The organism is Kribbella sp. NPDC050124, assembly GCF_044460355.1.
Classification (GTDB): Bacteria; Actinomycetota; Actinomycetes; order Propionibacteriales; family Kribbellaceae; genus Kribbella.
Map to the genome: position 1 here is coordinate 1 of NZ_JBITJU010000044.1, position 14194 is coordinate 14194.

Below are 14194 nucleotides of genomic sequence, written 5' to 3' on the forward strand. Positions count from 1 at the left end.
TCGACACTCCCGATTCTCCTGCCCCAGAAGGCACTTCTACGTTCACCCCGCCGCACGACCCCCTTTCACCCGCGACCGCTCCACGGATTCAGGCTTAGACGGTGATGATCACCTTCGCGCGGGCGTGCTCGGTCTCGACGTACCGGATCGCTTCGGCGATGTCGGCCAGCGCGTAGGTGCGATCGATGGCCGGGATCAGCTGCCTGTTCTCGGCCATCGATCGGAGCGTCGCGAGGTTCTCGGCGGTCTGCTTCGCGTCGCAGGTGACGATCCGCTGGCGGACGAAGCGGCCCAGCAGCACGCCACGCATGATCAGGCTGACCGGTCCGATCACGCTGCCGCCGCGGGACACTCCGCCACCGGACAGGACGAGTGTCCCGCTCGGTGTCAGCGCCCGCCTGAGGTCCCCGAGTGACCGGTTTCCGACCAGGTCGAAGACGACGTCGTACCGCTGCCTGGTGAAGTCGTCCTGGGTGTAGTCGACGATCTCGTTGGCGCCGAGCGATCGGAGCAGGTCGACGTTCTTCGTGCTGCAGACCGCTGTCACGTCGGCGTCCAGTGCCTTGGCGAGCTGTACGGCGAACGTCCCGACGCCACCCGATGCGCCGTTGATCAGCAACGACTGCCCCGGCTTCAGCTGCGCCACGTCGCGCAACCCGATCAGGGCCGTGTTCGCGGCGAGCGGGATCGCGGCCGCCTGCTCGAAGGTCAGGTTGGCGGGCTTGTGGTCGACCACGGTCTCCGGCGCGGCGACGTACTCGGCGAAGGCTCCGGGCGACTCGCCGTACACCTCGTCGCCGGGCTTCAACCGCCGCACCTCCGGCCCGACTGCCTCGACCACGCCGGCGAAGTCGGTGCCGAGGACGGCTTTGGGTGCGCGGAGCCCGAACGCCTTCGGATCCATCAGCCGGGCGATCAAGGGATCACCCCGCATGACGTGCCAGTCCCGCGCGTTCACCGAAGCCGCCCGGACCGCGACGAGCACCTGGTTTCCGGTGACGTCGGGCCGGGCGATCTCCCGGAGTTCCAGCACGTCCGGCGCACCGTACCGGTCCTGCACGACTGCCTTCATGCCTTGACGCTATGCGGCGACGGCAGCCGTGGCATCCGGACGATCCCTACCGGACCCCTGGATTGCTCAGCCCGTCGTACGCACGGTCGTCTCGAGCGTGCCGTCGTGGGGGATCCGGAGAACGTGGATCCGGCGGCGCTGGTCGCGGAGGTAGGTGCGGGTCGACGTGCTGATCGTCGCGGTCCGGACGGCGGACCAGCTGATGGTGATGACGGTCGGGCCGCGCCGGATCGTGAGCGCGTCGGCGGTCGCCGTACGCGTTTGGTTGTAGGGCACGACGGTGCCGTCCGAGAAGGCGACCTCGTCACCCGGCTGGAGGACGAGCGGGATCTGTTCGGTGGCGGCTGTGCTCGCGGTGACCCGGCGGGTGACGGTGTCCGGGCCGAGGATCAGATCGGTCGCCACCGAGCCGTCGGGGGTGCGGTAGCGGACCAGGTCGCTCGACGGGTACTCGGCGACGAGGTTGCTCTCGGCATCGGCCTTGCCGTCGCGAACCGTCGCCCAGCAACCGGTCGCCGTCTGCTGCGCGTGGATCACGGTGCCGGCCGCCGGGTGCCAGAGGAAGCCGGTCCCGGCCTTGACCGCGCTGCCCGGGCGCGTTCCGAAGAACGCGCCGACGTAGTAGCCGGGCCGCCGTACGTAGAGGTAGTCCTGATTCTCCACCTCGTCGCGGCGAAGCTCGGTGAGGTTGTCCTTGCGCAGGTAGGGGATGCGCGCGATGGCGGTCTGCTTCGCGGCTTGGGTCGGCAGCGTCTCGCCGTACGGCGCGTGCGCGATGATCCGCGGAGACGTGTCCTGCTTCGCCAACGCAGGAACCGGCGCCGGGTCCTCGGCCCAGGCCTTCCGGAGTGCGGCCTTGTCCTCGCGGCTGGTGAAGAACGCCCCGAGGTCCGGTACGGCGGGGACGAAGTGCGAGCCGAGGATCGTCCGGTCGGGATCCGGGATCGCGTCGTCGTAGTACGCCGTCGCGGTGCGGTCGGACACGGCGTAGTAGGTCAGCCAGCCGGAGCCGTCCGGCTCGCGGAGCAGGTTGTACCCGAACCACTCGGTGAACCGGCGGGTCATCGACACCAGCAACGGGTTCCGGGTGAGCAGGTAGAGCTCGGCCATCTCGGGCAGCATCACCTCGAAGTTGTAGTTGATGTCCATGCCGCGCGGGTCGTAGAAGAACCCGGCCGGACTCTGCGACCACTTGGCGACGAACCGGATGCGTTCCTGCAGGCGCTGCCACCGGGCGAGGTCGGGCAGCAGTCGGAGGGTCAGGGCGGACCCGGCCACCCCGGCGACGGCCTGGTTCGTGTACTTGAACGGGTCGTCCCAGACCACGCTGTTGGCCGGGTCCAGGTACCAGTCGACTCCCTTGCGCAGGGCAACTTCCAGCTGGGTACGACGGCTGCGCAGAGCGTCGGCCTGGCGGAGGTTGGCCAGCGTCTTGGCCAGGTAGCCGAGGCCGAAACCGCTCGATGCCTTGCCGCGCTCACCCGGCGCGTACTCCGGCCAGGACCCGTCCAGGTTCTGCAGTTTCAGGTAGTGCTCCAGCGCAGCGTCGAGCCGGCCGAGCAGCGCCGGGTCCCGGTAGTAGGGGTTCCAGGTACGGCGATTGGCGTAGAACCAGCTGAGCGTGAACACGTGCTCCTGGACGCGCGAGTTGAACGGCTGGGCCGGCGTCCGCCACCACCCGCCGCCCATGAACCCGTACGGCGTGGTGTCCACGATGTCGTTGGTCATCGGCGCGAGGATCACCAGGTACCCCGCGAACCGCTGCTCCCCCGGCGTGAACAGCCCGCGGTCCGGCAGTCCGGCCGGCAGACTCGCGAGGGGCGGCAGACTCGCGGCGTTGGCTCGCAGCGGCAGCGAGGCGAGCAACGGCGCCGCGGCGGCGCCGATCAACACAGAACGGCGTTTCACAGTCGTCCTCCAGGATCAGGGATTGAAGTACGGGTCGAACGCGATCATCGGATCTCTAGTACGGCGAACTCTGGGTCCGGCACCGTTCGTCCGGTCCGGAGGTCGGCTGCCGCGGCGCCCCATTGGGTGAACTCCGGGGTCTTGTCGCGGTAACCACGGTTCCCGCGGAAGACGATGTCGCGTGAGTCGCGGAGCCCCACACCGTACGGCGAAGGTCCGAGGACCGTGGCTACGCGGAAGAAGACGGAGTTGCCGAAGAGCAGGTCGTGGCAGTGGTCCAGCTCGACCGCCTGGGACTGCCATCCGTAGATGTGGTCCTCGGTCTGCAGTCCGAGGAACTCCCAGTTCGCGACGTGTCGCAGCACGACCTCGCGGTACTGGTGATGCTCGACGGACACCTCGTAGACGCGGGTTGGGACAGTCGAGTGCTCGACCAGCAGACCGTTGTCCGCCCAGCCGTTGGCACTCCAGACGTTCGACAGGACTCCGCCACCACCGCGGACCCAGACGCCGTACTTGTGGATGCCTTTGTAGGTGTATCCCGGATCGCCGCTCGCGACCTCGTCCGGGTGCCACTTCACGAACTGGGTGGTGATGTCCGCGAGGTAGGACTCGCGACCCGACTGCCAGCTGATGTTGACCGAGCCGGCAGTGTTCCGGGCGGTGTCGAGGCCGAGCCCGGTGACGATGTTGCGGCCGTCGGGCGGCGTCTCCACCAGGGCCTTCGGCCGGCGCGGGTCCCCGAAGTACGGCGTACCGTCCGGGGCGCGCAACCAGGTTTGTCGGGGGTGGAGCCCGATCAGGTTGGAGTGCTTCCGCAGCCGAAGCGTGCCGGACAGCAGGTACTCACCGATCGGCACGAAGACCGTCTCGTGCTGATCGACCGCGGCCTGGAAGACGGCGAGATCGTCGGCCGTCCCGCTGCCCACGGTCCGCCCCATCCGGGCTGCGACGTCGGTGATGCTCACCCAGGTCGACACCGGTGGCAGATCTGGTACATCGGACCGCAGCATCGCCCCGACATCGCGGTTCCTCCCGTCGGAAGCGCGAACACCGTCGGTTCGAGTCTCGCCGGCTGACAACGCCCGCTCGATCCGCAGACCGTAGGTCAGGTCGACCGCGCCCTCAGGCGCCGGCGTCCGGGTGCCGGACTGCGCCTGGGTCAACAGCGTCGAGGTCCGGCGCACCACGCTGTCCACCAGGTTCAGCTGGTTGCTGTTCCGGATCAGCGGATTCATTGCGCCAGGCAACAGTTCGCTGTCGTTCATCAGCACCGCCGTGTCGGCGAGGCCGTCGAGTAGGCAGTTCTGCAGGTAGATGTGGACGAATTGATCGGGCACGCACTCGACACCACGCGGCGCGTCAGCAAGCACAGTGCGAACGACCACCAGCTTCGCGTCGTTGTTCGTCCGGATCGCCGTCTCGCGCTGACCGGTGAACCGGCAGTCCAGCACCGTCGTCTGCCACCCGGCCGAGGCCGCGAACGCGTTCAGGCCGACGGCACCACCACGGACCCGCACGCGTTGAATGAGGTTCGCGTTGTGGTCGATGCCGGCCCAGCCGTCGCCGGTGTCGATGTCCAGGTCCTGCAGGATGCACAGCTGTGCGCCACCGAACCGGACCGCGATCGCTCGCGGGTTGCCCGCGCCGATCGCGATGTCCAGGTTGATCAGCCCGGAACCGAAGGTGTCGTTGTTGGCATACGTCACCGGGCCACCGACCGGCCGCCGTCGGAAGGCGAACACGTCCCGTGGCACGGTACCGGCGTACCCGGGACTGTTGTCGGCGAGGACGAAGCGTGGCCGGCGGTCGCCGTATCCGATGATCCGGACCGAGTCGTGCACGTCGATCGGTCCGGTCAGCCGGTAGGTCCCGGGTGGCACGAGTACGACGCCGCCGCCGTCGCCGAGCGGGAAGTCGCGGACCCCGCCGAGGATGTCGCCCAGCTTGTTCGCGATCCCGCGCCGGGAGGCCTCGTCCACAGCAGCGCGGACGGCGGCGGTGTCGTCGCCGACCCCGTCGCCGTGCACCTCGAAACCGGGCGACCCGAGCAGCACCGCCCCCGGATCCGGCGGCCGTGCCGTGTAGGCCGACCGGAAGCGGACCGGATCCCGGTCTAAGCCGGCGGCGGCCGGGATCGTGGTGCTGATGAAAGAGCCGGCGACGGCGCCGGCGGCCAAGCCGGTGAACTGGCGGCGACTCAGCATGGAGGCCTCCTGGGCGGCAGGGGGGTGATGGTGCAGCGAGTGTTCTCCGCCGGATCCGCGCCGGTCAACACCTTGTCGCTGCTAATCCGTATTACTCCTGGCACGAGCCCTTGACGCTCGCTCGGAGGCCGTTCTACGGTTCCCTGGCAATGCGTATTACTGCAGAGGATTGATCGGATGCCGGACAAAGCCACCCGCCTCACCCAGCGCGACATCGCGCGACTGGCGAAGGTCAGCCAGACGACCGTGTCGCTGGTGCTGAACAACCGGAGTGACGCGAGCGCGCGGATCCCGGCCGAGACCCGGGACCGGGTGCTGAAGGTGATCCGGGAGACCGGCTACCAGGCCGACCCGCTGGCCCGGCGGATGCTCAAGCAGCGCAACCAGATCCTCGGCGTGTTCACCTACGAGTCGGTGTTCCCGAGTGCGAGTGGCGACTTCTACCACCCGTTCCTGGCCGGTATCGAGGACCGCGCCGAGCGGCTCGGCTGGGACCTGCTGCTGTTCACCAGCGCGCCGGTCACGGCGGGCCGGCGGCGGATCTTCCACGAGAACAACCGGCTCCGGATCGCCGACGGCTGCCTGCTCCTCGGCCGTCAGATCCCCTCCGACGAGCTGGCCCGGCTGATCGCCGAGGAGTACCCATTCGTCTCGGTCGGCCGCCGCGACGACGCCGGCGGCCCGGTCCCGTACGTCGGCGCCGCCTACGCCACCGCGACGCGGATCGTGGTGGAACGGGCCCAGGCACTCGGCCACCGGCGGATCGCCTTCGCCGGTCCGGGGGCCGGCGCGGAGTCGTCGGCCGACCGTATGCAGGGCTTCCGGCAGGCGGCCGCCCGCGCGCCACACCTTCCGACTGCAGACCGCTCCGGCGGCGAGCTGCTCGACGAACTACTCGACCGCAAGGTGACCGCTGTCTTCGTCGAGGAGCGGGCGGATGCGGTCGCTCTGGCCGAAGCGGCCGCCGAGCGAGGCGTCGCCATCCCGGGCGACCTGTCCGTGGTCGCGCTCGGTGACTCGACCCGGCCGGCCGCGAGCGACATCGACTTCAGCGGCTTCCACGTCCCGAGGCGGGCGATGGGGCTGCGGGCGGTCGAGCTGCTGGAAGCCGTGCTGAGCGGCACGGCGACCGACCGCCAGGTACTGCTCCCATGCGAACTCACCGACGGAACCACTCTCACACCACCGAAAGGTGCCTAGATGCATACCGATGTACTGATCGTCGGCGGCGGTCTCGGCGGAGTCGCCGCGGCGCTCTCCGCTCTGCGGGCCGGCCGCTCGGTGATCCTGACCGAGGAGTTCGACTGGCTCGGCGGCCAGCTGACCAGCCAGGCTGTCCCGCCGGACGAGCACACCTGGGTCGAGCAGTTCGGCGTCACGGCGTCGTACCGTGCGCTGCGCGAGGGGATCCGCGAGTACTACCGGCGCTACTACCCGCTGACCTCGGCGTCGCGTGCGGCGACGCAGCTGAACCCGGGCGCCGGGTACGTGTCGAAGCTCTGTCACGAGCCGCGGGTCGCGCTCGCGGTGCTGGAGGGGATGCTCGCGCCTTATCGGGCCAGCCGCCGGCTGCAGGTGCTTCAGCCCTTCCGGCCGGTCGCCGCCGAGACCGATGGCGATCGCGTGACCGCGGTGACCGTGGAGCACCGTGACGCGGGCGATCAGCTGACGATCACCGCGCCGTACATCCTGGACGCGACCGAGACCGGCGAGCTGTTGCCGCTGACCGGGACGGAGTACGTGACCGGCTTCGAGGCTCAGAGCGAGACGGACGAGCCGAGTGCGCCGGCCGAAGCGCAGCCGCTGAACATGCAGGCGGTGTCGTACTGCTTCGCGATCGACCACGTCGACGGCGACCACGTCGGGGACAAGCCGGCCAACTACGCGTTCTGGCGGAACTATCAGCCGTCGTTCTGGGGTGACCGGCTGCTGTCCTGGACGGCGCCCAACCCGCGCACGCTCGAAGCCTCGGTGCGGACGTTCACGCCGAACCCCGACGACGACCCGCTCGCGGTCGTCGCGGACCAGCGCCGTACCGGCGGTGACACGAACCTGTGGACCTTCCGCCGGATCGCGGCCCGCCGGCACTTCGAGCCGGGGGCGTACGAGAGCGACATCTGCCTGGTGAACTGGCCGATGATCGACTACTTCGAGGGCCCGGTCATCGACGTACCGGATGCGGCCAAGCATCTGGACGCGGCGAAGGAGCTCTCGCTGGCGGTGCTCTACTGGCTGCAGACCGAGGCCCCGCGGCCCGACGGCGGCGCCGGCTTCCCCGGGCTGCGGCTGCGCGGCGACCTGCTCGGTACGGACGGTCTCGCGCAGGCGCCGTACATCCGGGAGTCCCGGCGGATCACGGCGGAGTACACGATCGTCGAGCAGGACCTGTCGGTCGCGGTCCGCGGTGATCGCGGCGCGGTCGAGTACGACGACAGCGTCGGCGTCGGCATGTACCGGATCGACCTGCACCCGTCGACCGGCGGGGACAACTACATCGACGTGGCCAGCAGCCCGTTCCGGATCCCGCTCGGGGCTCTGATCCCGCGCCGGGTGGAGAACCTGCTGCCGGCGAACAAGAACCTCGGCACCACCCACATCACCAACGGCTGCTACCGGCTGCACCCGGTCGAGTGGAACATCGGCGAGGCCGCCGGCCTGCTCGCCGCGTTCTGCCTGGACCGTGGCGTCAGCCCGCGCGCGGTCCGCAACACCCCGGCCCTGCTCGGCGACTTCCAGTCCAAGCTGGTTGCTCAGGGCATCGAACTCGGCTGGCCGCACGTCGCCGGCTACTGATGGAGGACTCATGAAGCTACGTGCGCTGACCGCGGCGGCCACTGCCGCGGTGCTGCTGACCGCCTGCGGCGGCGGCTCCGGCTCCTCCGGATCCTCCGGTGAGGGACCGGTCGACCTGCGGATGACGATCTGGAGCGCGAACGCCAAGCACCTGGCGCTGTTCGACCAGATCGCCGCCGACTACAAGAAGGACCACCCGGAGGTCGGCAAGATCACCTTCGAGGCGATCCCGTTCGAGAACTACACGACCACGGTGACCACCCAGATCGGCGGCGGCAACGTGCCCGACCTGGCCTGGATCTTCGAGAGCACCGCGCCCGACTTCGTCAGCTCCGGCGCCCTCGAGGAGCTCGACAAGGACGCCGACCTGCTGCCGAGCACGACCGCCAACTGGGAGAAGGACGGCAAGCTGTACGCCTACCCGTTCTCCACCTCGCCGCTGGGTGTCTTCGTCAACACCGACCTGGTGACGGCGGCCGGGCGACCGACACCGGCGCAGCAGATCGCGGCCGGCACGTGGACCTGGGAGGAGGCTGCCAAGACGGCGGCCGCCGTACAGGCCAAGGGCAAGGGCGGGCTCGTGGTCGGCGACTTCGACTTCAAGGGCTGGGACACGCTGAACGCGATCTGGGCCGGCTGGGGTGCACGGCCGTGGAGCGAGGACGGCAAGAGCTGCCAGTTCGACCAGCCGGAGATGGTGGACGCGATGACGTTCGTCCACAAGCTGGTGTTCACGGACAAGGGCATGCCGGGTCCAGGCGTGACCAAGGACTTCTACGCCGGCGACTCGGCAATGGTGCTGACCCAGATCAGCCGGGCCGCGCTGCTGGAGAAGGCCAAGTTCAAGTGGGACCTGGTCCCGCTCCCGAAGGGTCCGGCCGGTGAGTACTCGGTCGTCGGCCAGGCCGGCATCGGGGTGCTGAAGCGCGGCAAGAACGCCGACGCGGCCAAGGAGTTCCTCGCCTACTTCAGCAACGCGGAGAACTCGGCCAAGCTCGCGCAGTTCTTCCCGCCGCCGCGTAAGTCGCAGCTCACCACGGAGACGCTGGCCAAGGCCAACCCGCTGCTCAAGCCCGCGCAGCTGGACAGTGTCGTGGTCAAGGGCATCGAGCGCGGCACGATCAAGCCCAGCCACACCGGGTACGCCGAACTGCAGCAGACCGTCCGGGCCGCGCTCGACCCGCTGTGGAAGCCGGGCGCGGACGTGAAAACCGTGCTGTCGGACGTGTGCTCCAAGATCAACCCGCTGCTGGCGAAATGACACTGCTGCTGGAGAAGCCGGCCGCGTCGGTGACGCCGGCGGACAAGGCGCCGTACTGGACGATGCGGCGGCGTGACGAGTTGGCCGGCTGGCTGATGGTCGCGCCGCAGCTCGCCGGGATCGTTGCCTTCGTCATCGTCCCGCTCGGGCTGGTGGTCTGGTACAGCCTGCACGAGTGGAACGTGCTGGCGGGCTCGTTCACCTTCGTCGGCGCGGACAACTACACCGCTCTGGCCGACGACAAGCAGCTCGGGCCGGTGCTCCGGGCGACGGGCCTGTTCTCGGCGGGGCTCGTCGTACTGAACCTCAGTCTCGCGTTGTTCCTCGCCGTACTGCTGAACCAGAAGCTGCGCGGCACGGTCGTCTTCCGGACGCTGTTCTTCTCACCGGTCGTGGTGACGCTGGTCGCGTGGACGATCGTGTGGGGGTTCCTGCTGCAGGACAACGGCGGGGTGAACGCCTTCCTCGACCTGCTCGGAATTGACGGGCCGAACTGGCTGCGCTCGGGCGGTACGGCGATGGCGTCGGTGATCGTGGTCCAGCTGTTCAAGAACGTCGGGCTCAACATGGTGCTGTTCCTGGCCGCCTTGCAGGGTGTGCCGGCCGAGCTGTACGAGGCGGCGCGGATCGACGGGGCGTCGGCGTGGGCGCGGTTCCGGCGGGTGACGGTGCCGCTGATCAGCCCGACCATCCTGCTCACGATGATCCTGACGATCGTCGGGTCGCTGCAGGTGTTCGCGCAGATCGCCGTACTCACCCAGGGCGGCCCGGGGAACTCGACGACGGTGCTCGTGTACTACCTGTACCAGCAGGCGTTCCAGTTCCATCACTTCGGGTACGGCTCTGCGCTGGCGTTGCTGTTGTTCGGCATCGTGCTCGTGCTGACGGTGATCCAGTGGCGGATGCGGCGGAGGTGGGTGTTCCATGAGTCCTAAGGTGAAGGTGCTCGTGTACGGCGTACTGCTGGTGTGCTGTGTGCCGTTCGTGTTCCCGATCTGGTGGATGGCGACGACCTCGCTGAAGCCGGTGACCGAGATCTTCGCGTTCCCGCCGTCGCTGCTGCCGGGGTCGCCGACGCTGGACGCGTACCGGCAGGTGTTCGAGTTGCAGCCGTTCGGACGGCAGTACGTGAACAGCCTGTACATCGCGTTGGCGGTGACTGTCCTGACGCTGGCGGTGTCCGCGCTGGCCGGATACGCGTTCGCGCGGATCAAGTTCCGGGGCGCCGGTGTGGTCTTCGTGATCGTGCTGACCGGCCTGCTGGTACCGAACGAGGTGACGATCATCCCGCTGTACCGGATGTTCGACGCGCTCGGGCTGGTGGACACGCACTGGCCGCTGATCCTGGTCCCCGCGCTCGGGGCGCCTAGCGTGCTGGCCACCTTCATCATGCGGCAGTTCTTCATCACGCTGCCCGGTGAGCTGGAGGAGGCGGGTCGGGTCGACGGTCTCGGCCGGTTCGGGCTGTTCTGGCGGGTCTGTCTTCCGTTGGCCCGTCCGGCGATCGGGGCGGTGTCGATCTTCACCTTCCTGCACAGCTGGAACCTGTACCTGGAGCCGATCGTGTTCCTGTCCAGCAAGGAGAAGTTCACTATTCCGCAGGCGCTGACGCAGTACGTCGACGCCTACGGTGGGCCGATGTGGAACACCCAACTGGCGGCGGCAACCCTGTCCGCGCTGCCGGTGCTGATCATCTTCGTGCTGGCCCAACGCCAGTTCGTGGAGGGACTGGCCCAGACTGGGTTGAAGGGCTAGTTGCGGCCGCGTGGAAAAATGTCTTCGTGAGCTTCCACGCGGCTGTTTTCATCGCCACCAGTCTCGACGGCTACATCGCGCGACCGGACGGGTCCATCGACTGGCTCACCACGCGCGGCGAACACGCCGGTGACACCGGGTACGACGAGTTCATGGCGTCGGTGGACACCGTCGTACTGGGCCGGAACACCTACGAGAAGGTCCTCGGCTTCGACTTCTGGCCGTACGAGGGCAAGCAGGTCGAGGTGCTCAGCACCACCCTCGACCCGGACGCCGACGAGCGCATCATCGTGCACCGGACCCTCGAGGCCCTGATCGAGACCCTGAACGACCGCGGCGCCAAGCGCGTCTACACCGACGGCGCCCGGGTCATCCAGACCTTCCTGCGCGCCGGCCTCCTGAACGAGCTCACCATCACCACCGCCCCGGTGCTCCTCGGCACCGGCATCCGCCTGTTCGGCGACCTCGATACCGACATCGCCCTCACCCACAACGCCACCCGCACCCTGAACGCCGGCTTCACCCAATCCGACTACACCATCCACCGCTGACGTACGTCGTACCGGACGTCAGCGGTCGAGCGTCTGCGTAGGCCCGTCGGGGCGGTGCCGGCGATCCTGCTCACCGGCGGCGTCCCGCCTCTGCTGAGCTGACGCGGGCGTCGGGTTGGCGGCGGCGCGCACCGCGTTCGCCAGGTCGTTGGCCGCCGCCGTGGACTGGTCGGCCATCGTGTAGGCCGCAGAGGTTGTCCCGACGCCGGCCTGGAGCCCGGGCAGGCCCTGGTTGAGGGCCTCGCTGGCGCCGTGGACCACAGGCACGCTCCGGGTGTCCAGCTCCCCGAACACCCGCTGCATCCTCCGGGCGTTCCCCAGCGCGGCGCCGAGCCGCTCGGCCGTGCGCTCGGCACCCGCATCGGCGGTCGTGATCGCCGACTCCAGCTGACCCAAGCGCTCCCGCAGGTCCGTAGGTGTCGCCGGTTGCCCGGAGTCGGCGGCGGGCAGCTTCTCGAGTTCGTCGAGATAACTCTTGGCCTGTGTGACAGCGGCCGCAGCAGCGGCGAGTCCATCGCGTAATTCCGCGATCCGATCCTGCGAGCTCCTCGCCGACTGGCTGACAGCGCTTGCGTAATTGGCCGCCGCAGCGAGGACGGCAGCCCTGGTGCGCCGGGCGTCCGGAGCCGGCTCCTCTCGCGGCAACTCAGGCCGCTGCTGGAATGACTTCTCGATCTCCCACAGCTCACCGTCGAGTTGCTCGGCGGACTCGACGGCGCGGCCAAGCCTGGTGCGGACCGAGGCCACCGCGTTGAGGGTCAGTTCGGCCAACTCCTCGGCCCGGTTCTCCGTGCTCATGGACGGACCTCGGTCGCCCGCAGATCATCGGCGGCCGCCTGGTCGTCGGCGGCCAGTGCTGCCCGCAGGCCGTCGGCGACAGCGCGGATCTCGTGACGCGCGGCCCGCAGGTCCGGGTCCGGCGCGAGTTGGTCCGGCACTCCCACGGCCCCGTCGGACGGCTGATTCTGCACGGTTCGGTTCCTCTCCGGCGACTGACCTCGCGCCAGGCTATTTCCCGCCGGGTCCAGTACGCCGGGCCCGACATGTACTTCGGCGGTCGAGGAGGTGAACTGCTCGGGACGACTCGTCAGCGAGGGTTGAGGGGGTGGACGGCGTCGGCTGCCCAGTAGGTGAGGATGGTGTCGGCCCCGGCGCGTCGGACACCTGTCAGGGTTTCGAGGATCGCCCGGGCAGGTCGGCGGTCAACGACGAGCCGACCGCCGCGCGGAACGGGCCGAAGAACGCCGACGCGGCAGGCGAGGGAACTTGGCCCGACCGGCGGCTCGTTTGACGCTCGCTCGGCATATCGCTGCCTCCGGCAACTAATTCTCAGCTACCTTCCAAGCGACCACCTGGGGGCGTTGGCCGGTGCGCTCAGGAACTCGGCTGCCGCCGAGCCGGCCATGATGCCCGGGGGGTACGTACGCCGTACTCCGCCAAACCGGTCACAGGTCACTCGCGCCGTCGAGACGGTACGGTCGCGGCCAGCCGCGGACGCCGAGCGCAAGGCCCTGCAGGTGCCGAAGGGGGCGCCCGCGCTCGCCGTGGAACGCATCTCCTACTACGCAGGCGGCGTACCGATCGAATTCCTGGAAACCGTCGCCGACGCCACCCGGGTCAGCATCCAGCATTCCATCGATCTCTGAGAAGAGACTCGTATCAGCGGCGGTCGAGGATGCGGACAGCCTCTGCTGCCCAGTAGGTAAGGATGATGTCGGCGCCGGCTCGGCGGATTGATGTCAGAGTTTCGAGGATGGCGGCGTCGCGATCGATCCAGCCGTTGGCGGCGGCGGCTTCGACCATCGCGTACTCGCCGGAGATGTTGTAGGCGGCCACGGGGACGTTCACGTGGTCGCGGACCTGGCGGATGATGTCCAGGTACGCGAGGGCCGGCTTCACCATCACGATGTCGGCGCCTTCGGCGAGATCGAGATCGACCTCGCGAATGGCCTCGCGCGCGTTCGCATTGTCCTGCTGGTAGGTCTTGCGGTCGCCCTGAAGCGCCGAGTCGACCGCCTCGCGGAACGGACCGTAGAAGGCAGACGCGAATTTGACAGCGTAAGCCAGAATGACCGTGTCCGGGTGCCCTGACATGTCGAGCGCTGTACGCACAGCGCCGACTTGTCCGTCCATGCAGCCGGACGTACCGACGGCGTGGGCACCGGCTTCAGCCTGGACCACGCCCATTTCGCCGTAGAGCTTGAGGGTTGCGTCGTTGTCCACGCGACCTGCGGAGTCCAGTACGCCGCAGTGGCCGTGTGAGGTGAACTCGTCCAGGCACAGGTCCGACATCACCAGCAATGAGTCGCCGACCTCGCTCACGGCGTCCCGGATCGCGACGTTGAGGATCCCGTCCGGGTCCACGCCTCCGGAGCCGGTCTCGTCCTTCGACGTCGGTACGCCGAACAGCATGACGCCACCGAGTCCGAGCTGGGCAGCCTCGGCGACCGCCTTGCGGGCGGTGTCGCGGGTGTGCTGGTACACACCCGGCATCGACTTGATCGCGATCGGCTCGCGGGCGTCTTCCCGGATGAACATCGGCAGGATCAGCTGCCGCGGTTCCAGGGTGGTCTCGGCGACCAGCCTGCGCATCGCCGCCGACGACCGAAGCCGCCGCGGCCTGACGTCCGGGAAACCAGGCAAGACT

At 68.8% G+C, this 14194-nt stretch carries 14 protein-coding genes; 7 read left to right on the forward strand and 7 right to left on the reverse strand.

The features are described 5' to 3' along the window. Positions 1-94: 94 nt before the first annotated feature. The 3 genes from ACIBL3_RS45465 to ACIBL3_RS45475 all read right to left on the reverse strand — a co-directional run bounded on the left by ACIBL3_RS45465 (position 95) and on the right by ACIBL3_RS45475 (position 5187). Entirely contained in the window at positions 95-1072 is a 978-nt protein-coding gene (locus tag ACIBL3_RS45465) for an NAD(P)-dependent alcohol dehydrogenase (RefSeq protein ID WP_396360270.1), read from the reverse strand. 66 nt (positions 1073-1138) lie between these two features. Then, positions 1139-2980, reverse strand: a complete 1842-nt coding sequence (locus tag ACIBL3_RS45470; RefSeq protein ID WP_396360271.1) for a hypothetical protein — start codon at positions 2978-2980, stop codon at positions 1139-1141. Between the two features lie 44 nt (positions 2981-3024). Then, positions 3025-5187: a glycosyl hydrolase family 28-related protein gene (locus tag ACIBL3_RS45475; protein ID WP_396360272.1), complete on the reverse strand. Its 2163-nt coding sequence runs from the start codon at positions 5185-5187 to the stop codon at positions 3025-3027. Positions 5188-5364: 177 nt separating this feature from the next. Between ACIBL3_RS45475 and ACIBL3_RS45480 the strand changes: the two genes are divergently transcribed. Genes ACIBL3_RS45480 through ACIBL3_RS45505 form a run of 6 tightly spaced genes read left to right on the forward strand, consistent with a single transcriptional unit; the run spans position 5365 to position 11547 of the window. Further along, positions 5365-6387, forward strand: a complete 1023-nt coding sequence (locus ACIBL3_RS45480; RefSeq protein ID WP_396360273.1) for a LacI family DNA-binding transcriptional regulator — start codon at positions 5365-5367, stop codon at positions 6385-6387. Further along, positions 6388-7980 (forward strand): FAD-dependent oxidoreductase, encoded by a 1593-nt coding sequence (locus ACIBL3_RS45485; protein ID WP_396360274.1) that lies wholly within the window; start codon positions 6388-6390, stop codon positions 7978-7980. 10 nt (positions 7981-7990) lie between these two features. After that, positions 7991-9241 carry an ABC transporter substrate-binding protein gene (locus ACIBL3_RS45490; protein WP_396360275.1) on the forward strand — a complete coding sequence of 417 codons (1251 nt, stop codon included), beginning with the start codon at positions 7991-7993 and terminating at the stop codon, positions 9239-9241. Continuing rightward, complete coding sequence (locus ACIBL3_RS45495) at positions 9238-10176, forward strand: carbohydrate ABC transporter permease (RefSeq protein ID WP_396360276.1); 939 nt, start codon at positions 9238-9240, stop codon at positions 10174-10176. Before ACIBL3_RS45490 ends, ACIBL3_RS45495 begins: the two co-directional genes overlap by 4 nt. Further along, positions 10166-10996 (forward strand): carbohydrate ABC transporter permease, encoded by an 831-nt coding sequence (locus ACIBL3_RS45500; RefSeq protein ID WP_396360277.1) that lies wholly within the window; start codon positions 10166-10168, stop codon positions 10994-10996. Before ACIBL3_RS45495 ends, ACIBL3_RS45500 begins: the two co-directional genes overlap by 11 nt. 26 nt (positions 10997-11022) lie before the next feature. Beyond that, on the forward strand, positions 11023-11547 hold the full coding sequence (locus ACIBL3_RS45505; protein ID WP_396360278.1) for a dihydrofolate reductase family protein: 525 nt from the start codon (positions 11023-11025) through the stop codon (positions 11545-11547). An 18-nt stretch (positions 11548-11565) separates the two neighbouring features. Here the strand turns inward: ACIBL3_RS45505 and ACIBL3_RS45510 are convergent, their stop codons facing one another. The 3 genes from ACIBL3_RS45510 to ACIBL3_RS45520 all read right to left on the reverse strand — a co-directional run bounded on the left by ACIBL3_RS45510 (position 11566) and on the right by ACIBL3_RS45520 (position 12880). Beyond that, positions 11566-12345 carry a hypothetical protein gene (locus ACIBL3_RS45510; protein ID WP_396360279.1) on the reverse strand — a complete coding sequence of 260 codons (780 nt, stop codon included), beginning with the start codon at positions 12343-12345 and terminating at the stop codon, positions 11566-11568. Then, a complete protein-coding gene (locus tag ACIBL3_RS45515; protein WP_396360280.1) occupies positions 12342-12518 on the reverse strand; it encodes a hypothetical protein in 177 nt (58 codons plus the stop codon). Before ACIBL3_RS45515 ends, ACIBL3_RS45510 begins: the two co-directional genes overlap by 4 nt. Before the next feature lie 116 nt (positions 12519-12634). Beyond that, positions 12635-12880, reverse strand: a complete 246-nt coding sequence (locus ACIBL3_RS45520; protein ID WP_396360308.1) for a hypothetical protein — start codon at positions 12878-12880, stop codon at positions 12635-12637. 70 nt (positions 12881-12950) lie between these two features. Here ACIBL3_RS45520 and ACIBL3_RS45525 point away from each other — a divergent pair, with 70 nt between their 5' ends. Continuing rightward, positions 12951-13193, forward strand: a complete 243-nt coding sequence (locus ACIBL3_RS45525) for a UTRA domain-containing protein (RefSeq protein WP_396360281.1) — start codon at positions 12951-12953, stop codon at positions 13191-13193. Between the two features lie 13 nt (positions 13194-13206). On the opposite strand, the gene hemB is transcribed toward ACIBL3_RS45525, so the two are convergent. Beyond that, complete coding sequence (gene hemB / locus ACIBL3_RS45530; protein ID WP_396360282.1) at positions 13207-14190, reverse strand: porphobilinogen synthase; 984 nt, start codon at positions 14188-14190, stop codon at positions 13207-13209. Positions 14191-14194: the final 4 nt, after the last annotated feature.

Bases quoted from the DNA above. Each gene is read 5' to 3' on its own strand.
- ACIBL3_RS45465 (WP_396360270.1), bottom strand. From the start codon at position 1,072: ATGAAGGCAGTCGTGCAGGACCGGTACGGTGCGCCGGACGTGCTGGAA.
- ACIBL3_RS45475 (WP_396360272.1), bottom strand. From the start codon at position 5,187: ATGCTGAGTCGCCGCCAGTTCACCGGCTTGGCCGCCGGCGCCGTCGCC.
- ACIBL3_RS45480 (WP_396360273.1), top strand. From the start codon at position 5,365: ATGCCGGACAAAGCCACCCGCCTCACCCAGCGCGACATCGCGCGACTG.
- ACIBL3_RS45485 (WP_396360274.1), top strand. From the start codon at position 6,388: ATGCATACCGATGTACTGATCGTCGGCGGCGGTCTCGGCGGAGTCGCC.
- ACIBL3_RS45490 (WP_396360275.1), top strand. From the start codon at position 7,991: ATGAAGCTACGTGCGCTGACCGCGGCGGCCACTGCCGCGGTGCTGCTG.
- ACIBL3_RS45495 (WP_396360276.1), top strand. From the start codon at position 9,238: ATGACACTGCTGCTGGAGAAGCCGGCCGCGTCGGTGACGCCGGCGGAC.
- ACIBL3_RS45500 (WP_396360277.1), top strand. From the start codon at position 10,166: ATGAGTCCTAAGGTGAAGGTGCTCGTGTACGGCGTACTGCTGGTGTGC.
- ACIBL3_RS45510 (WP_396360279.1), bottom strand. From the start codon at position 12,345: ATGAGCACGGAGAACCGGGCCGAGGAGTTGGCCGAACTGACCCTCAAC.
- ACIBL3_RS45525 (WP_396360281.1), top strand. From the start codon at position 12,951: ATGATGCCCGGGGGGTACGTACGCCGTACTCCGCCAAACCGGTCACAG.